Here is a 17,008-nt window from a genome sequence, read left to right as displayed (position 1 = left end):
GCGGGTGGGGCGATTTCGGGGCTGTTCCTTAAGTCGGCCCTAAGCCAGCGCTACCCCTCCCTCAGCTGCCCGATTCGTCCCTTCCGTGCTCGCTAGCGTCTGCGGCGCCGGGGTCCGCACCCCGGGTACGACGGTCACTCTCCCGGAGGTACGCCGACCATGACGAGCCAGCCCACCCGCCGCACCGGACACCGCCGCCGCAGCCGCAAGGGCACCCTGATCGGCGCCTCGGCCGTCGCCGCCGCGATCGTCGCGGGCGGCTTCGTCGCCCTCGCCTCCTCCGCCAGCGCGGCCTCGGTCGGCGCCGTCTACAGCCGCACCAGCACCTGGGAGAGCGGCTACACCGGCCAGTACGTGATCAACAACCCCGGCACCGCCGCGATCGACGGCTGGACCCTCAGCTTCGACCTGCCCGAGGGCGCCACCGTCTCCTCGCTGTGGAACGCCGGCTTCACCGTGGCCGGCCGCCACGTCACCGTGAAGCCCGAGGACTGGAGCAAGCGGATCGAGCCCGGCCGCACGGTCGACGTCGGCTTCGTCGTCCAGGGCTCCGGCGCCGCCCAGGCCGAGCCCGGCAACTGCCTGATCAACAACGTCTCCTGCACCGCCGGCAACGGCCCCGCCCCCACCCCGTCCGGCCGCCCCACCGGCACCCCCAGCACCGCCCCCAGCCCCTCGCCGAGCGCCTCCACCCCCGCGCCGAAGCCCACCGCCAGCGCCACCCCCACCGGCTCGCCCAAGCCCACCGCGACCGCCACCCCGACCGGCACCCCGACCCCGGCCCCAGGCGGCACCGCCCGCTTCGCGCCGTACGTCGACACCTCGCTCTACCCGCCGTACGACCTGGTGGCCACCGCCAAGGCGAGCGGGGTGAAGAACTTCACCCTCGCCTTCATCGTCTCCGGCGGCGGCTGCACCCCGAAGTGGGGCGGCGTCTCCGACCTGTCCGCCGACGCGGTGGCGGGCCAGATCGGCGCCCTGCGTGCGATCGGGGGCGACGTCCGCGCCTCCTTCGGCGGCGCCAACGGCAGCGAGCTGGCCGCGGCCTGTTCCTCGGCCGCCGACCTGACCGCCGCCTACCAGAAGGCCGTCGACGCGTACGGCCTCGACAAGCTCGACTTCGACATCGAGGGCGGCGCCATCGCCGACACCGCCGCCAACACCCGGCGCGCCCAGGCCATCGTCCAGCTGCAGAAGAACGCCGCCGCCAAGGGCAAGGCCCTGGACGTCTCCTTCACCCTCCCCGCGCTGCCCACCGGCCTCACCCAGGACGGCATCAACCTGGTCGCCGGGGCGAAGAGCGCCGGCGTGAAGATCGGCGCCGTGAACATCATGGCGATGGACTTCGGCGACGGCGTCGCCCCCAACCCGCAGGGCCGGATGGGCAAGTACGCCATCGACGCCGCCACCGCCACCCAGGCCCAGGTCAAGAGCGTGCTCGGGCTCGGCGACGCCGAAGCCTGGAGCAAGGTCGCGGTCACCCCGATGATCGGCGTCAACGACGTCGCCACCGAGGTCTTCACCGTCGCCGACGCCACCCAGCTCGCCGACTTCGCCAAGTCCAAGCACCTGGCCTGGCTCGCCATGTGGTCCGGCACCCGGGACAAGGCCTGCCCCGGCGGCGCCAAGGCCTACGCCGACGCCACCTGCAGCAGCATCGCCCAGCAGCCGCTCGACTTCACCCGCGCCCTCGGCGCCTACACCGGCTGACCCGCACGCTGCACCGCCGCACCTGCTACGGCACCGCCGCGCCTGCTGCGGCACTGCCGCCCACGCCTCGACACCGCCGCCCCCGGACCGCCACGGCCCGGGGGCGGCGGCCGTCCGCCCACCCTCGGTGGCCGCACCGCGACGGCCCGCAGCCGCCGGCCCGCAGCCGCCGGTCCGCGGCCGGGCGGCCCCCGGGAGAGGTCCGGTAAGGTCGCTTGCTGGCCCCACCAGCGGACGGAGCACGACGTGAGCACGGTGCAAGAGGAACGCAGGTCGCTCGCGCAGCGTCCCGGACAGCCCGATGCCCCGACGGCAACCCTGCGCCGCGCGTTCGCCGCGCCGCTCACGGCCCTGCGGACCGCCCCGCGCCGTCCGCTGACCGCCGCCACCGCGCTGGCCCTGTTCTCCCTGCTCGCATACGCCACCGTGCGGCACTTCGTCGGCACCTCGATGGTCGACATGATCGTCTACCGCGCCGAGGGCGCCGCCGTGGCCGGCGGCCACGACCTGTACGCGCTGCGCGTCACCGAGTGGAGCCTGCCGGCCACCTACCCGCCGTTCGCGGCGATGCTCTTCGTCCCCACCACCTGGTTCGGCATCGGGTTCCTGCGGGTCGCCATCACCGCCGGGAACGTCGCCCTGCTCGCCGTGCTCGCCCACCTGTCCTTCAAGCTGGTCGGCTGGCCGCGGCGTGACCTGCGCCCCGTCGGCGTGGTCCTGGTCGCCGGGCTCGGCGTCTGGCTGGAACCGGTCTTCACCACGCTCCGCTACGGCCAGATCAACCTCGCCCTCGCCTGCCTGATCCTCTGGGACCTCACCCGCCCCGACGGCAGGCGCAGCAAGGGCGTCGCCATCGGCATCGCGGCCGGGATCAAGCTCACCCCCGGCCTGTTCGCCGTCTACCTGCTGATCACCGGCCGGATCCGGGCCGCCTTCGTGGCCGGCGCCACCTTCCTGGCCACCTTCGCCCTCGGCGCCGCCGTCCTCCCCGACGCCACCTGGGGCTTCTGGACCAAGTACCTCTACGACTCCTCCCGGGTCGGCAAGACCGAGATCGTCGACAACCAGTCCGTCCGCGGCGCCGTGGCCCGGCTGCTGCACAGCGCCGACCCCGGCACCCTCGCCACCCTGGCGAGCGCCACCGTCGCCCTGGCCGGCCTCGCGGTCGCCGCCTGGGCCCACCGCAGCGCCCGCTGGACCCCGCGCGCCGAGGCCTGGGGGGTGTGCTGCGCCGCGGTCACCGCGGTCCTGATCTCCCCGATCAGCTGGACCCACCACTGGGTCTGGTGCGTCCCGGTACTCGTCCTGCTCGCCGCCGAGGCCGCCCACGAACACACCCGGCCGGCGGCCGACCGCCGACTGCGCTGGCGGCCGATCCTCGGCGCCACGCTGCTCGCGTTCCTGTCCTTCGGCATGTGGGTCGTCCCCCACAAGGGCGACCTCGACCTCCACCTGCCGCCGCTGCACCAGCTCCCCGCGGACGTCTACCCGATCGTCGGGATCTGCTTCCTCACCCTGGCCGCACTCCGCGTCAGAGCCCGCCGCCGGGCCGCCGGGGCCCCGCTGATCCGGCTGCCGCGCCAGCGGCCCGCCGGACCGGCCGCCCGCCTTCGGGCGCGGTCCGGCGTACGGTCCGACGCGCAGGCGCAGGCGCAGGCCGAGTCCGAGGCCGGGGCGCAGGCCGAGGCAGGGGCGCGGCGCTAGCGGGTTCGACGCCCGGCCCGACCCGCTCGCCCGGCGGCGCGGGGAACCCCGTGGCAGGGGAGCGGCGCCGCCGCGCCCGCTCCGCGCCGCCCTGTCCTGCTCGCGCCGCCTGTCCTGCGCGCGCGCGGATCGCCCGTGCGTCGGCGACCCGTGCGGGGACCGCCCGCGCGGGGGCGGCCGGGGTGCGGCCCGCTCGCGCGTCAACGGCGTGCGCCTGAGGACCGCACCGGTCGGGGGTCACGCCAGCAGATCGGCGAGCGAGCCGTCCAGGTCCATCGCGCCCAGCTCGCCGCCCGGCGGCACCAGCCGGTGCGCCCGCTCCAGCCAGGCCGCCACCGTGGCCAGCGGCGCCTCCAGCAGTGCGTCCCCGGCGGGCGAGCTCAGCGCCATGCACAGCACGCTCCGCCGCCCCGACCGGGTCGGCCAGATCCGCACGTCCCCCTGGCCGCACGGCCGGAAGGTGCCCTCCACCAGCAGCTCACGGGCGAACACCCAGGTCACCGGCGTCCCGGTGTCCAGGTGGAAGGTGATGTGGACCGCGAACGGGTCGTGGCTCCCGTACGACAGCCGGGCCGGGACGGACACGCTCCGCTCGGGCGACAGCACCAGGTCCAGGTCGAGCTCCTGCTCCACCACGCCGACGTACCGCTCCATGGCCGTGCTCCTCTCCGCTTCCGGAGCGGCTGCCGCTCAGCCCCTCCACAAGGAGAGAGGGCGGTGCACACGATCTCTTACACACCTTCCGGCGGGGTCTTTTTCCGCGGAATCAAGCGGAAACACCCGCCCGAGGCACTACCCTTTGTGACTGCATGGCGACTCTCCGCCTGCGCCACTCGATCCGGCCCGGTGCGGGCGCGAAGGAAGCACGGATGACGGACCGGCCATTCGCCGCCGGCGCGGACACGGCCGCCGGCCCGACGCCGGGCTACTACCCCGACCCTTCCATTCCCGGCTTCGTCCGTTACTGGGGCGGTACCGGCTGGGTCCCCGGCACCAGCCGACGGGCGCCCGCCGAGGGCGAGCACCTGCCGCCGCCGGCCTTCGCCGCCCGCCAGGCACCGCCGGTCGTCCCGCCCCGGCACATGCCGCCCCCGGCCGTCGTCCAGCCCCCGGCCGCGGACGGCACCGCGGACGGCCGCCCTGGCGCCGATGTGGGCGACCATCAGGGCGGTGCGGCGGGCGGCGGCAGCCACCTCGACGGCAGCGACCTCGACGGCCGTGGCGGTGGTCGCGGCGGGCCGGGCGGCGAGACCGGCCCGGTCTTCCTCGACCAGACCGGTGCCGGCGCCGCGTTCACCATGGCCCCGCACGCCGAACTCGAACTGCGGCCGCGGGCCGTGGTCGAGCCCCGGCGGCCGGCGCCCGGCCCGCTCCCGGAGTTCACCCCCGAGCCCCGGTTGGAGCCGCTGCCCCCGCTCGCGGTCCAGTCGTCGAACGGCGCGGACGGGTCCGGCTGGCGGGCCGACCCCTCGGCGCAGCGCGGGCTGCTGGAGACCGGCGCGGCACCGAGATGGGTGTCCTGGGGGGGTGCTCGGGTCCGCCGAGGCGGACGGGGCGGTCGAGGGCGATGCGGAGGGCGGGCGGCCGGCCGGCGGTGCTGCGGGGTCCGCTCCGGAGCCCGCAGCTCTGTCCTTCGCGGCCGCCACCGCTCTGGAGCCTGCTGTCACGGCGGCGCCGGAGCCCGGCGCCGTCGAGCCGGCGACCGCCGGGCCGGTGACCGTCGAGCCGGTGACCGCCGGGCCCGCCATGGTCGCGCCCGCCGGTGCCCAGGCGGCGCCGATGCCCGCCCCGGCTGCTCGGCCCGCAGCTCCGAGAACCGAAGCGCCGAGAACCGAAGCGCCGAGAGCTGCAGCGGCGGAGACCGAAGGCTCGAAGCCCGCAGTTCCGGCTCCTGCGGCTCCCGCCCCCGCTCCTGCTCCCGCCCCCGCTAAGGCTCCCGCTCCCGCGGCTCCGACGCCTGCCGCCGCGAAGCCCACCGTTCCGATGCCCGCCGCCGTGAGGTCCGCCCCCCTCCGGCCCGGCGCTGCCGCCAAGCCCGGCGCGGCCACCAAGCCCCGCGCCGCCGCCAAGCCCGCGGCGCGTGGGCCGGTACAGTCGAGGACCGCCGGGCTGGGCCGCCGGCTGCTGGCCCGGACGGTCGACACGGCGGTGGTCGCCGTGGTCGCCGCCGCCGCGGCCGTCCCGCTCGCCGCCTCCACCCTCGACCACCTGCGGGAGAAGCTCGACCAGGCGCAGGCCCGTTCGCAGCTGACCGGCCGGTCCGTGCAGGTCTGGCTGGTCGACCCGCTGGTGGTCGGCAAGGCGGCCGCCCTGCTCGGCGTGCTGGTCCTGCTGGGCGTGGTGTACGAGGTGCTGCCGACCGCCCGGACCGGCCAGACCTTCGGCAAGCGGCTCGCCAGGATCAAGGTGGTCGACGCCGGACCGGCTTCGGGCCGGGCCCGTCTTCAGCCGCCGCGTCCGGCCCGCTCGCTGCTCCGCTGGGTGAGCGGCCAGTTCGCCGCGGTCCTCGTGGTCGGCCTGGTGTGGCCGCTCCTCGACCGGCGGGGGCGGCGAGGACTGCAGGACCGGGTGGCCCGGACCCGCGTGGTACGCGCCTGACGCGCGGTCACCGCACCGGCTGCGGCCGACGGGCCGTCCGGCTCGAAACCGGACAAAACATCATAGATATCCCAAGTCTGCCGTGCGCGCGGTGTTCTACTCGGGGCATGAGCACCAACAACTCCTCAGGCAGCGAGCAGGAAGGGGGCGACAAGCCCTCCTTCGACAAGCCCCCGCAGTCGGGCCCGCCCCCAGGTGCGCCCTCCGACCCGTTCGGCACCCCGCCGCCGCCGGCCGGCAGCCCGTCGGACCCGGCGTCCGACCGTCCGCCCGGGTACGAGGCTCCGTACGGCGCGCCCCCCGGCGGCCAGGGTTCCCCGTACGGCGGGTCCCCGCAGGGCGGTTCCCCGTACGGCGCGCCCTACGGTGCTCCGCCGCCCGGCGGCAGCCCGTACGGGAACGTCGGCGAGGGGCCGGTCCCGGGGATGCCGCCGCTGGGCACCTGGTCCAACCGCATCGTCGCCAAGGTGCTCGACTTCCTGATGATGCTGATCCTCGCCGTGCTGGTGTCGCTGCCGTTCGCGGACCTGACCAGCAACAACGGATGGATCGGCCCGATCTGGCTCGCGTACGCGTTCTACCTGGTCTACGAGGGCCTGATGCTCGGCCGGGACGGCCAGACCGTCGGGAAGAAGCTCTTCAAGCTCAGGGTCGCGATGCTCGTGGACGGGAGCGTCCCCACCGGGAACGCGGCCTGGATCCGGTCCGCCACCTTCGTGCTGCCCGCGGTGATCTGCTGCGGCGCCCTGTGGTGGCCGGTCGACGGCCTGTTCGGCGTCTTCGACAAGCCGTACCGGCAGTGCATCCACGACAAGGCGGCGAAGACCGTCGTGATCTCCACCGCCTGACCCCGCCGCAGGACCGGGGCTCAGCCCCGGCCGGCGTACTCCGGCTGCGGCGCTCCCGGCCGCTCACCGACCCCGGTACCGACGGCCGCCCGGCGCTGCGCGGCCACCGACATGAGCAGCGCCGTCGCGAGGGTCCCCAGCGCGACGGCGAACGCCACCAGCACGGCGACCTCGAACACCCCGGACGACCCGGAGACGGCGAGCAGAGCCACCGTGGTGGCGACGACGATCAGGATGCCCGTGCAGAGCTGTGCGGTGGTGGGGCGCGGCATGGCGGTCAGTCCTTCGCGCGGGGGATGGGAATCGGCACTGAGTGCCTACCCAGGACGGCAGGCAGGTAAGTCCAGCCTCACCAGGGTAATCGGCGGATCCGGGCATATGCAGAGGCAGAGGGGGCGCACGGGCTCATACCGGCCAGGCGCAGCCGCCCGCGGTGCGCTCGGTACGGTGATCCCGCAGACCGACACCCTGGGGGACCGCATGCCCGTACCCGCCGACTGGCCGACCGACGAGGCCGAGGCGCTCGCCGCGCAGCAACGGCTGCGCCCGCTGGTCGTCGCCGCCGGACCGGCCCCGCAGGCGGGCGACGGCGCCCTGGTGGCCGGTGTCGACGTCGCGTACGACGACGCGCGCGACCTGGTGGTGGCCGCCGCTGTCCTGCTGGACCTCGCCACCCTGAAGGTCGTCGAGCAGACCACCGCCACCGGCCGGATCGCCTTCCCCTACCTCCCCGGGCTGCTCGCCTTCCGTGAACTGCCCGCCGTCCTGGACGCCTTGGCCGGCCTGCGGACCGCCCCCGACCTGGTGGTCTGCGACGGCTACGGGCTCGCCCATCCGCGCCGCCTCGGCCTCGCCAGCCACCTGGGCGTCCTCACCGGGCTGCCCGCGATCGGCGTCGCCAAGACCCCGTTCACCTTCACCCACCGGGACCCCGGCCCCGACCGCGGTGACTGGTCCCCGCTCCTCGACGGCGAGGAGGAGGTCGGCCGGGCGGTCCGTACCCGCCGGGACGTCAAACCGGTCTTCGTCTCGGTCGGCCACCGCATCGGCCTCCCGGAGGCCGTCGCCACCACGCTCGCCCTGGCACCCGCCTACCGGCTCCCCGAGACCACCCGCCACGCGGACTCGCTCTGCCGCCGCCGGCTGGCCGAGGCCCAACAGGCGTACGGCACCCCGCAGCCGGGAAACCACAGGTAGGCGGCAGGTGTGCGGCTGCTGCGCGGCAGGTGCGCAGCTACTACGCAGCAGGTGGGCGCCGGGCAGGCGGCTGGCGGGCGGCGGACGGGCGCCGCGGGACGCGGCCCGGGGCAGGCCGGGTGAACGGGCCGGGTCCGAGTCGCCGTTCTGACACCGCGTCGCATGTGTTAGACATATGGGTTGAAGCGTGGCAACGGCCAGTGAGCGGCGAGCGGTGCGGCAGCACCGGGCCCGCCACACCGGGTACGGGGGAGGTACGAGGACGTGAGCACGGGGAGCGGTTCGACCGGCGGCTCCGGGGCCGGCTACCGCGTGGAGGTGGACGGCCTTCGCGCCTTCGCCTCCCAGGTACGGGGTCTTCTGAACGAGTTCCAGACGACGGCGGACGGCACACGCGTCCACGGGCAGAGCGGCGTCGGCGGCACCGCCTTCGGCAGCTTCCCGGAGGCGGTGGACCTGCACGAGAAGTACCAGCAGATGCGCGACGGCCTGCGGGACGTCCTCAACGCCCTCTACGACGCGATCGACGAGGCCCAGCGCAAGGCCGACCTGACCGCCGTCAACTACGAGGAGCAGGAGCACGAGACCTCGCGCACCCTGCGGATCAGCTCCGACGGCTGGTCGGTCGGCAACCCCTCGACGACCAGCCAGGCCGCGTACGGCACCAACACCGGTACCGGCACCGGGAACACCGCCTCGCAGCCGAAGCCGACCGGCACGGTCTCCCCGACCGGACCCGTGAGCAGCGCGTCCCCGTCGGGCAGCGGAGAGCCGAAGCCGTCGTGGTAGCGGGACACGTCCTTCGGGGGACGACCACAGCTCCTGAAACCCACTCCGGAGCCGGGACGAGGACGGAAACGGGAGGCGACCGGCCATGACCAACTACACCAACTTCCACGACTACAGCCATGGCGACCTGCGCCAGATGGTGCAGTCCATGGACTCCGGCGGCGTCATGGCCGCCAGCGACCCCTGGCGCAAGGCCACCGAGACCCTCAAGCAGATCCGCACCGCCCTCAACACCGCCTCCGCCGACGCCACTTCGTCCTGGGAGGGGTCGACCAGCACCGCCTTCTACTCGAAGATGACCAAGCTCGCGAACGCGGTCAACAATGCGGCCGCGTACGCCAATGACGCCGCCGCGGCGATGCAGATGATGTCCGAGGCGATCGACACGGCCAAGCGGGACATGCCCGAGGAGCCCAGCTGGCTCGACAAGGCCGGCGACGCCATCGGCGACTCCATCGAGGCCACCGTCGGCGTCGACGACGAGGACACCCGCACCACGATCACCGACGAGAGGAAGGCCCAGGCGGTCGCCGTCATGGAGACCCTCTCCAGCAAGTACCGCGCCACCACGGCCTACCTGAAGCCGCCCAGGGGCGGCGGTGGCATCGAGGAGATCGAGGATCTCCAGCCGCCGGACTCCTCCGGGCCGGCCGCGCTCGGGGCTCTGATCATCGGTGGCGGCATGGGGCTGTCCGGCGCGACCAGGTCGCCCGGGGGGACGGTGACGACAAGTCGCTCGTCTGGCCCCTCCCTCGGCGGAGCAGCTCAATCGCCCAAGACGGTGCCGGTTCCGGAGCACCCCACCGACCCTGCGATCAAGGGCGGTACGGCAAACGCAGCGACGAAGCCCGGCATGCCCGCAAGCCCGGGTACCAAGACAGGGATCGACGGTATCCACGCAGGTCAGATGCCCGCATCCGCCACCGGCGCCGGCGGGAGCTTCGGCTCGACACAGACCGGTTCAGGATCTTCGGGCCACGGCGGTGGAACGACTGGCGGTACCGGCATCGGAGGTGGAATCGCCCGTAGTGGCGGCGGCACCGGGACAACTGCCGGTGGGACGGCCAAGGGCGTCCCGTCGGGCGGCGGTGCAGGCGGCCGTGGGTCAGCAGGGGGAGGTTCCGGCACGGGCCGGGGTGGCCTCGGGGCCGGTGGAAGTTCCGGCGCAGGCCGAAGCGGTGTAGGGGCAGGCGGATTCGAGGGTGGCCGCGGCCTGGGATCCGGTGGGTCCGGCCAAGGCGCTGCTGGTGGTCGGACCGGCGGCGGCCTCACCCGGAAGGCCGGCGGAACCGTGGGCGTGCCCGGCCGCGACGGAACCGGGCGAACGGCTTTCACCGAAGGTGGCTCCGGGCTGGGCAGGGGCCGGGGTCAGTCGAGCCAGGGGCCGGCATCGCAGGGACAGGGGATGCCTGGCACGTCGCAGGTCGGAAAGAAGGACAAGAAGCAGGGCAAGGAGCGCCCCGACTATCTCGTCGAGGATGAGGAGACCTGGGCATCGGGCGCGACGGTGAATCCCAACGTCGTTGAATGAGCCGCCGATTGTTGTGTTGATGGGCCTGAAAGTCATCCGCAGTAACCGCTGATCGCCGGCGGACTAAGAAGGTAAGGTGAAACGGCTTGACGATCAGCCGACCGATTCGCGGCATGGCCGTGTTTGCTGTGGGAGCCTTGCTGTCCGGCATTGCCGTAGGCCCTGCTGTGGCAGACAGTGTTCGCGACGGGCAGTGGGCTCTCAGCAACTATGGCGCTGAAAGCAGGGTCTGGCCTGTCAGCCAGGGCGACGGTGTGACAGTCGCACTGATCGACAGTGGAGTGTTCGCCGACCACCAGGATCTGTCCGGACAGATCCTCCCGGGTGTTGACCTGTCCGGCGAGAAGACCGACGGTCGCGTCGACACCAACGGCCACGGCACCCAAATGGCGAGCCTGATCGCGGCTCACGGTCACGGGGACCATGCGGGAGTCATCGGCCTGGCACCGAAGGCGAAGATTCTGCCGATCCGGGTCTCACTCGACCCGGACGGGATCGTCGGTGAAGGCAGCGAAACGAAGGTCGCAGAAGCTATTCGTTATGCGGTCGACCACGGGGCCAAGGTCGTCAACATGTCGATCAGCGTGGCTGGGCTGGGAGCCAACCCGGAGGCCCGGGCTGCGGTCGACTACGCGGTCAGCAAGGACGTCGTGTTGGTGGGTGGTTCCGGCAACCTCGGCAACCGCCAGGCGCCGGTCTCGTATCCGGCCGCGTTCCCCGGCGTAATCGCTGTTGGTGCTGTCGACCAGCAGGGGAATGTCTGGGACAAGTCGGACCGTGGGCCCGAGGTCACCCTGGTCGCGCCTGGAGTGGGAATCTACGGCGCCAGCAACAAGTCCGACACCAGCTACGGCAACGGCTTCGGCACGTCCGCGTCCTCGGCCTACGTGTCGGCGATCGCCGCGCTCGTGCGGGCCAAGTACCCCGAGCTGTCGGCCGGGCAGGTCATCAATCGGATGATCAAGTCGGCGGTGGCTCCGCCCGACAAGTCGGCCGTGCCGAACAACAACTACGGGTACGGGATCGCCTCGCCCGCCGCCGCGTTGGCAGCCAACCCGGCGGTCGACGGCGGGCCGAAGGAGAACCCGCTGCTCGGGCGGGCCGAGTCGCAGAAGGACCCGTCGACCACGCCCGGTACGGCGCAGCCGGCGCCGAATGCCAGTGGCGGCACCGGTGCCGGCGCGGCCACGGGTGCCACCGCCGGCAACGGGTCGCAGGCCGAGAAGAAGGACGACGGCGGCCTGCCGGTGGCGGCCCTGGTCGGTGGGGCGGTCGGACTGCTCGTCGTGGTCGGACTGGTGGTGTTCCTGGTGCGCCGGTCACGTGGCGGGTCGGGCGGCCCGGGTGGGTCCGGCGGGGCCGGTGGGACGGGTGGGGGTTCGGGTGGGCCCGTGCCGCAGTCGGCGCCGGGCTACGCCTACCCGCCGCAGCAGGGCTACGGCACGCCGCCGCAGCAACAGGCCGCCCCGCACCCGGCGCAGGCCCAGCAGTACCCCGCGCAGCAGTACCCGCAGCAGCCCCCGGCCCCGCCCGGCGGGAATCCGTACCAGCGCTGACACGCCCACGGACGGCCGAGGGTGACCCCATGGGAACGGCCCTTCGGGTAAGAGATGGCTCGACAGCCGTCGACTACCTGAAGGGCCGCCATGTTGAAGAAGCTTGCCGTTCTCGCTCTTGTTGCCTCGGCCGCCGCGACCGGCCTGCTCGCCTCGGCGGGCCCGGCGTCGGCGGAGGGGCCGCGCAACGAGCAGGAGGCGGCGGTGTGTTCCGCGCTGCTGCCGTTCGCGGTCTCCGGCAGCCTGGTGGATGCGATCTGCGTGGTGCGCAAGAACGGCTGACGCACCTGCCTGCCTGCCTGCCGGACTGCCTGCCCGACTGCCGGACTGCCGGACGGCTGGACGGCGGGCCCGGGTACGCGACGGAGCCGGCCCCGCCCCCACGGGTAGGGCCGGCTCTGTCGTGTTCCACGCCTGCCCGGTGCGGCCGTCCGGCGGCCCGTACGCTGGCGGGCGTGGACTGCTACTCGTGTCTGACCGACGCCGCCCTCACCGGGCCGGCGGCCGCGACAAGCCCGGCCTCGACGACGCCGCCCCGGGAGGCGATCGCCTTCGACGAGCACTGGCGGGTGGCGCACGCGTTCGGTACGGCGGTGCCGGGGTGGCTGGTGCTGCTGCCGCGGCGGCACGTGACCTCGATCGCCGAGCTGACGGACGCCGAGGCGGCCGCCCTGGGGGTCTGGCAGGTGCGGCTGTCGCGCGCGTTGGCGGAGGTGACGGGGTGCGCGAAGACCTATGTGGCGCAGTTCGCGGAGGCGGCCGGGTTCGAGCACGTGCACTTCCACGTGGTGCCGCGGGCCGTCGACCTGGCGGAGGAGTTCCGGGGGCCGCGGGTGTTCGGGCTGCTCGGTGCCGGTCGGTCCGGCGCCGCGGCGGCGGAGGTGCCGGAGGCGGTACGGGACGGGATCGCGCTGAGGCTCCGCGCGGCGCTGGACCGGTGAGCCGCCGCCGGTCGGTCGCCATTTGGTCGCGGGCGACTCGTAGGCGACTCGCCGGTGGGCCGTAGCCGCGCGGAGCCGTTGGACGCGCTCCGGGCTCAGCCGGCCGCGGTCCAGGGGGACTTGGCCATGATCGCCTTCACGTTGGCGACGTAGCTCGGGTTGGGGATCACCGAGGTGCCGACGGTGGCGCCGGTCGCCGGGTCGGTGGTGGTGTTGTAGTGGACGTTGCCCGCGCCCGCGTTGTAGGCGGCGATGACCAGGTCGAGCAGCGGGGTCTTGCCGGTGACCGGGTCGGGGGAGAGGTCGTAGTTGCCGCCGAAGCAGGAGTCGCCGTAGTAGGCGACCAGCCAGTCGATCAGCTGCGCGCCGAGCTGGACGTTGCCGTTGAGGGTGTTGACGTCGCTCTTGGTGCCGAACTTGGTGTTCATCCAGCTGACCGTGTTCGGCATGATCTGCATGGTGCCGATCCCGCCGTCGCAGGCCAGGATCGTGGACTGCCAGCCGCTCTCCTGCCAGGCGATCGCCTTGACCAGGGCGACGGGCAGTGGCGGGAGCTTGTCGGTGCCGCCGCTGCCGAGGGCGAGGGTGCGGGACTGGCCGGCCGCGGCGGCGAGGGCGTCGCCGACGGTGGCGCGCGGGGCGTCCGTACCGGTGTGGCTCGGTGCGCAGCCGCTCTGCAGGGGCGGGGTGTGCGGGGTGGCCGGGGGCGGAGGCGGGGCGACCGGGCCGGGCTTGGCGGTGGGCGGCGGGGCGGCCGCGACGGGCTTGGCGGCTGTCTTGGCGGGGCTCGGCGAGGCGCTGGTCCGCTTGGCGCTCGGCGAGGCGGAGGCGCCGGCGGAGGCGGACGCGGACGGGCTGGGCGAGGCGCCGGTGGTGGGGGCGTCACTCGTGGTGGGCTGGGTGCTGGGCGCGAGGGTGGCCGAGTCCTCCGGGGACGGCCGGGCCGCGGTCGCAGCCGCAGCTGCCGCGGCGGCGTTGCCGTCGGACTTCTTCGCGCAGCCGGTCAGCGGTACGGCGGCGATGGTGACCGTTATCAGGCAGAGCGCAGCTTTACGTGGGCCGGTGGCCGTCATAGTGGTGTTCCCCCGAGGTGTGGTGTCCGCCCGGGCACGGGCGAGGGCCACATCCTACGGCCGGGTAACGGCCTCCGGCGGGGCGGGCGGGAGTTGCGGGGTGAAGGCGGGGACGCGGGGGCTCCGGGCGGCGGACCCGAGGTGGCGTAGGCGCCGGTGGCGGCATTTTGCGGGTGGTTGGCGGTCCGGCCGCTGGTGTGCGCCGACGGGTGGGAAGCATCCTTGAGTCATGATCACTCCTGACACCAAGGACTGGACCTGGGTGCTCGAACGCCCCTGCGCCGACTGCGGACTGGACACGCCGGCGGTGGATCCGGAGGCCGTCGCGGGCATGGTGCGCGTCAACGCGGCCGCCTGGGTGGACCTGCTCGCGGGTGACCCGGCGGAGCTCCGGCGGCGGCCCGACCCGCGGACCTGGTCGCCGCTGGAGTACGCCTGCCATGTCCGGGACGTGTTCCGGCTGTTCGAGGTCCGGCTCGGCCTGATGCTCGACCAGGACGACCCGGCCTTCCCGAACTGGAACCAGGACGACACCGCCGTCGAGGACCGCTACGCGGAGCAGGACCCGGCCCGGGTCGCCGTCGAACTGGCCGAAGCAGCAGGCGTGTTGGCGGACTCCTTCGAGCAGGTCGGGGGCGCACAGTGGCAGCGGACCGGCGCGCGCAGTGACGGGGCACGGTTCACGGTGGCGTCCTTCGCGCAGTACCTGATCCACGACCCGGTCCACCACCTGCACGACGTCACGGCCTGACCGGACCGGCTGCCGGGCCCGCCTCCACCTGTCCGCCACCGTTCGGCCGCCTCCGCTTGCCCATCTCCGCCTGCCCGCCACCGCCCGGCCGCCTGCCCGGCCCGGACCGCCCCCCGGACCGGCCCCGGACGGCCCCCGGCTCGTCCGCGTCCGGCAGCGCGGGCGGCGGGCGGCGTCCGTTCAGCCGAGGACGAGACCGTCGGCGGTCCTGGCCGGCAGGCCGTGCGGGGCGGCCTCGGCGAGCAGCTGCTCCGGACCCTCGCCGATCCGGACGGTCAGCACGAAGCGGTGCATGTCGCCGAACCGCCGGGGCTCGAAGGCGATGTGCGCGAACGGCGCCTCGGCGGTCGCGGAGCCGGCCAGCCGGGCGGACTGCCGCTCGACCTCGGCCCACTCCTCGGCGGGGACGTACTGCCGCATGACGGAGTGCCAGACCACCGTCAGCGCGCCGGGGCGGACCTCGACGCCGCGCAGGAACTCCGCCGCGCCGACCGCCTCGACCCGGGTCGGGTACTCGGCCGCGAGCCGCAGCGCGCCGTCCAGCCGGGCCACCCGGGCGGGCTGGTCGGCCCAGAGGTACGCGCGCAGGGCGAGCGCGCCGCCGGGGGAGCGCGGATCGATCGGGGTCAGGTCGCAGCCGTGCCGCTCGGCGAAGTCCAGCGGCGGCGTACCGGCCGGCAGCTCGGGCGGCCGGCCCTCCCAGGCCCCGGCGAGGACCACGGGGGAGTCCTCGGGCCCGTACGAGAAGCCGGGGGCCTCGCAGCGGAACCGGTCCGCGAGCAGGTTGAGCCCGGCGCTGGCGCCGAGCTCGTACAGCCGGACCGGGCGGGGGCCGCCGGGCAGCGTGTGCAGGGTGTGCAGCAGGCCGGTGATCAACAGGTTGGCGCGGCCGACCTCGTTGGTCTGCGGCGGCCTGGTCAGCCAGTCGCGGACCCACGGCAGGTTGTCGGCGACGGCCGCGCGGAACGCCGGCCAGGCGGCGGCGGGCCGGTCCGGGTCGAAGCTGCCGCCGGCACTCGGGTAATGGGCGGCGAGGTCGGGGGCGCGTCCGGTCAGAACCAGGGCGTGCACACCGCCCAGCAGGCGCAGGGCGACGGCTTCGCGCCAGGGGTCGGCCTCGTGCCCGACGAGAGCGGCGGTGCAGGGGCCGTCGGCGGCCAGGTCGAGGGCGACCTGGTGGAGCAGGGCCGCGTAGAGCGGGGAACCGAGCTCGGCGCAGGCCCGCGCCTGCTGCTCGACCATGGCGATGGCGTTCGCCCTGGCGTCGTTCCCCTCGGCCGCCCCGGGGGCTGCCGGTGCTGTGGACATCTCCTGGCTCCGTTCCGTCGGTTGGGATCATCATTCGCCTGCCGACGGCCCGTCAGCAGCGGGCATCCGGGTGATTCCGATCACGGTCGCGGGGACGGTGGGGACGACGGGGGCGACGGGGACGATGGGGGAGCAGGGGCGACGGGGAGTGCGGGGGCGTGCGGGGCGGAGGGGGCGCAGGGGTGGGGCCGGGGTCAGATCTCCTCGGCCATCTCGTTCAGCCGGGCGTGACGCAGCCGGCCGGTGATGCTGGCGGTGTCGGTGCCGATCACGTCGGCGATCTCGGGTGTGGCGAGGCCGACCACGTAGTGCAGGATCGCGAGGTCCTCGTCGGCGGGTCCGGGCCGCAGGCCGGAGGGGGCGGAGCGGGCCCGCTGCTCGGTGATGGTGGTACGCAGGATCTCCCAGGCCGCGGCGGTGGGATTCGGGCCGACCAGCACCTCCGACCAGACGGCGGCCAGGCAGCCCAACGCGTGCCGGACCACCGAGGCCGCCTGGTCGGGATCGGCGAACCAGACCCGGGCGTAGCTCAGGTAGCGCGGCCGGTGGAGCTCGCAGAACGCGCCGAACTCCACCGGCATACCGGGGAAGTCGCCGGCCCTGGGGGCCGCCGCCGGTTCCTCGGCCTGGACATGACGGTCTGTCACATCTGCCTCTCGATCTGGTCGGGACGGCGGAGCGCACATTCCGCTCACTCTAGGCCCTCACCCCAATGCATCGGGTGACAAGTCCGTTGAGATGACCGGGAGTGGGGCTCGATCCGGCCGATTGCTGACGACTCATCAGATCTTCGTTGCGGTCTTCCGACCGCGAACCGGTCACAGCTGGTCAACGGTGGTACAACGACGAAGGCGGCGGGGGGTTGCTGCCGTGCGGGGCGCGATCTGGTCGGGCCTGCCTGCCACCGTCCTGGCCGCCACCGCCGCCACCGCCGCGCCCGTCGACTCGGGCGGGCCTGAGCCTGGACGCGACCCTTGGGGGTGGAACCCTGACGGTCGGTCA

Annotated in this window: 17 protein-coding genes; 12 read left to right on the top strand and 5 right to left on the bottom strand. The window is 74.1% G+C overall.

What is annotated here, in order from left to right; genetic code table 11:
- Positions 1-159: 159 nt before the first annotated feature.
- Together AC2TEW_RS20725 and AC2TEW_RS20720 are read left to right on the top strand one after the other, a co-directional pair.
- Positions 160-1,710 (top strand): glycoside hydrolase family 18 protein, encoded by a 1,551-nt coding sequence (locus AC2TEW_RS20725; RefSeq protein ID WP_484624811.1) that lies wholly within the window; start codon positions 160-162, stop codon positions 1,708-1,710.
- A gap of 246 nt (positions 1,711-1,956) precedes the next feature.
- On the top strand, positions 1,957-3,414 hold the full coding sequence (locus tag AC2TEW_RS20720; RefSeq protein ID WP_484624810.1) for a glycosyltransferase 87 family protein: 1,458 nt from the start codon (positions 1,957-1,959) through the stop codon (positions 3,412-3,414).
- Between the two features lie 237 nt (positions 3,415-3,651).
- Here AC2TEW_RS20720 and AC2TEW_RS20715 read toward each other — a convergent pair whose 3' ends face one another.
- Positions 3,652-4,068, bottom strand: a complete 417-nt coding sequence (locus tag AC2TEW_RS20715) for an SsgA family sporulation/cell division regulator (RefSeq protein WP_033825294.1) — start codon at positions 4,066-4,068, stop codon at positions 3,652-3,654.
- A 155-nt stretch (positions 4,069-4,223) separates the two neighbouring features.
- Here AC2TEW_RS20715 and AC2TEW_RS20710 point away from each other — a divergent pair, with 155 nt between their 5' ends.
- The 3 genes from AC2TEW_RS20710 to AC2TEW_RS20700 all read left to right on the top strand — a co-directional run bounded on the left by AC2TEW_RS20710 (position 4,224) and on the right by AC2TEW_RS20700 (position 6,860).
- A complete protein-coding gene (locus tag AC2TEW_RS20710; RefSeq protein ID WP_484624809.1) occupies positions 4,224-5,345 on the top strand; it encodes a DUF2510 domain-containing protein in 1,122 nt (373 codons plus the stop codon).
- A 64-nt stretch (positions 5,346-5,409) separates the two neighbouring features.
- Positions 5,410-6,012, top strand: coding sequence for an RDD family protein (locus AC2TEW_RS20705; protein WP_484624808.1), 603 nt, complete (start codon positions 5,410-5,412; stop codon positions 6,010-6,012).
- A 107-nt stretch (positions 6,013-6,119) separates the two neighbouring features.
- The gene (locus AC2TEW_RS20700; RefSeq protein WP_484624807.1) at positions 6,120-6,860 is read left to right on the top strand and encodes an RDD family protein; all 741 of its coding nucleotides are present in this window, start codon (positions 6,120-6,122) and stop codon (positions 6,858-6,860) included.
- A 20-nt stretch (positions 6,861-6,880) separates the two neighbouring features.
- Here AC2TEW_RS20700 and AC2TEW_RS20695 read toward each other — a convergent pair whose 3' ends face one another.
- Positions 6,881-7,132 carry a hypothetical protein gene (locus AC2TEW_RS20695; RefSeq protein ID WP_484624806.1) on the bottom strand — a complete coding sequence of 84 codons (252 nt, stop codon included), beginning with the start codon at positions 7,130-7,132 and terminating at the stop codon, positions 6,881-6,883.
- A 208-nt stretch (positions 7,133-7,340) separates the two neighbouring features.
- On the opposite strand from AC2TEW_RS20695, the gene AC2TEW_RS20690 reads away from it, so the two are divergent.
- From AC2TEW_RS20690 to AC2TEW_RS20665, 6 genes are all read left to right on the top strand, one after another.
- Positions 7,341-8,057, top strand: coding sequence for an endonuclease V (locus AC2TEW_RS20690; RefSeq protein ID WP_484624865.1), 717 nt, complete (start codon positions 7,341-7,343; stop codon positions 8,055-8,057).
- Positions 8,058-8,321: 264 nt separating this feature from the next.
- Entirely contained in the window at positions 8,322-8,846 is a 525-nt protein-coding gene (locus tag AC2TEW_RS20685; protein ID WP_484624805.1) for a DUF2563 family protein, read from the top strand.
- Between the two features lie 85 nt (positions 8,847-8,931).
- Positions 8,932-10,377, top strand: coding sequence for a WXG100 family type VII secretion target (locus AC2TEW_RS20680; protein WP_484624804.1), 1,446 nt, complete (start codon positions 8,932-8,934; stop codon positions 10,375-10,377).
- Positions 10,378-10,463: 86 nt separating this feature from the next.
- Entirely contained in the window at positions 10,464-11,933 is a 1,470-nt protein-coding gene (locus AC2TEW_RS20675) for a S8 family serine peptidase (RefSeq protein WP_484624803.1), read from the top strand.
- Positions 11,934-12,023: 90 nt separating this feature from the next.
- Positions 12,024-12,215, top strand: a complete 192-nt coding sequence (locus AC2TEW_RS20670) for a hypothetical protein (protein ID WP_033821212.1) — start codon at positions 12,024-12,026, stop codon at positions 12,213-12,215.
- A gap of 173 nt (positions 12,216-12,388) precedes the next feature.
- Positions 12,389-12,874: an HIT family protein gene (locus tag AC2TEW_RS20665; RefSeq protein ID WP_484624802.1), complete on the top strand. Its 486-nt coding sequence runs from the start codon at positions 12,389-12,391 to the stop codon at positions 12,872-12,874.
- A gap of 95 nt (positions 12,875-12,969) precedes the next feature.
- Here AC2TEW_RS20665 and AC2TEW_RS20660 read toward each other — a convergent pair whose 3' ends face one another.
- Positions 12,970-13,947 carry a transglycosylase SLT domain-containing protein gene (locus tag AC2TEW_RS20660; protein WP_484624801.1) on the bottom strand — a complete coding sequence of 326 codons (978 nt, stop codon included), beginning with the start codon at positions 13,945-13,947 and terminating at the stop codon, positions 12,970-12,972.
- Positions 13,948-14,176: 229 nt separating this feature from the next.
- Between AC2TEW_RS20660 and AC2TEW_RS20655 the strand changes: the two genes are divergently transcribed.
- A complete protein-coding gene (locus tag AC2TEW_RS20655; protein ID WP_484624800.1) occupies positions 14,177-14,698 on the top strand; it encodes a DinB family protein in 522 nt (173 codons plus the stop codon).
- A gap of 180 nt (positions 14,699-14,878) precedes the next feature.
- Here the strand turns inward: AC2TEW_RS20655 and AC2TEW_RS20650 are convergent, their stop codons facing one another.
- Together AC2TEW_RS20650 and AC2TEW_RS20645 are read right to left on the bottom strand one after the other, a co-directional pair.
- On the bottom strand, positions 14,879-16,006 hold the full coding sequence (locus AC2TEW_RS20650; RefSeq protein WP_484624799.1) for a DUF2332 domain-containing protein: 1,128 nt from the start codon (positions 16,004-16,006) through the stop codon (positions 14,879-14,881).
- 194 nt (positions 16,007-16,200) lie between these two features.
- Positions 16,201-16,653 (bottom strand): hypothetical protein, encoded by a 453-nt coding sequence (locus tag AC2TEW_RS20645; RefSeq protein WP_484624798.1) that lies wholly within the window; start codon positions 16,651-16,653, stop codon positions 16,201-16,203.
- Positions 16,654-17,008: the final 355 nt, after the last annotated feature.

Source organism: Kitasatospora sp. NEAU-CNBT7, from assembly GCF_057220535.1.
The sequence above is the reverse complement of the archived record's forward strand: the minus strand, read 5'-3'. Positions and strand labels throughout refer to the sequence as shown.

Bases quoted from the DNA above. Each gene is read 5' to 3' on its own strand.
- AC2TEW_RS20710 (WP_484624809.1), top strand. From the start codon at position 4,224: ATGGCGACTCTCCGCCTGCGCCACTCGATCCGGCCCGGTGCGGGCGCG.
- AC2TEW_RS20700 (WP_484624807.1), top strand. From the start codon at position 6,120: ATGAGCACCAACAACTCCTCAGGCAGCGAGCAGGAAGGGGGCGACAAG.
- AC2TEW_RS20680 (WP_484624804.1), top strand. From the start codon at position 8,932: ATGACCAACTACACCAACTTCCACGACTACAGCCATGGCGACCTGCGC.
- AC2TEW_RS20655 (WP_484624800.1), top strand. From the start codon at position 14,177: ATGATCACTCCTGACACCAAGGACTGGACCTGGGTGCTCGAACGCCCC.
- AC2TEW_RS20695 (WP_484624806.1), bottom strand. From the start codon at position 7,132: ATGCCGCGCCCCACCACCGCACAGCTCTGCACGGGCATCCTGATCGTC.
- AC2TEW_RS20660 (WP_484624801.1), bottom strand. From the start codon at position 13,947: ATGACGGCCACCGGCCCACGTAAAGCTGCGCTCTGCCTGATAACGGTC.
- AC2TEW_RS20670 (WP_033821212.1), top strand. From the start codon at position 12,024: ATGTTGAAGAAGCTTGCCGTTCTCGCTCTTGTTGCCTCGGCCGCCGCG.
- AC2TEW_RS20650 (WP_484624799.1), bottom strand. From the start codon at position 16,006: ATGTCCACAGCACCGGCAGCCCCCGGGGCGGCCGAGGGGAACGACGCC.
- AC2TEW_RS20725 (WP_484624811.1), top strand. From the start codon at position 160: ATGACGAGCCAGCCCACCCGCCGCACCGGACACCGCCGCCGCAGCCGC.
- AC2TEW_RS20690 (WP_484624865.1), top strand. From the start codon at position 7,341: ATGCCCGTACCCGCCGACTGGCCGACCGACGAGGCCGAGGCGCTCGCC.
- AC2TEW_RS20715 (WP_033825294.1), bottom strand. From the start codon at position 4,068: ATGGAGCGGTACGTCGGCGTGGTGGAGCAGGAGCTCGACCTGGACCTG.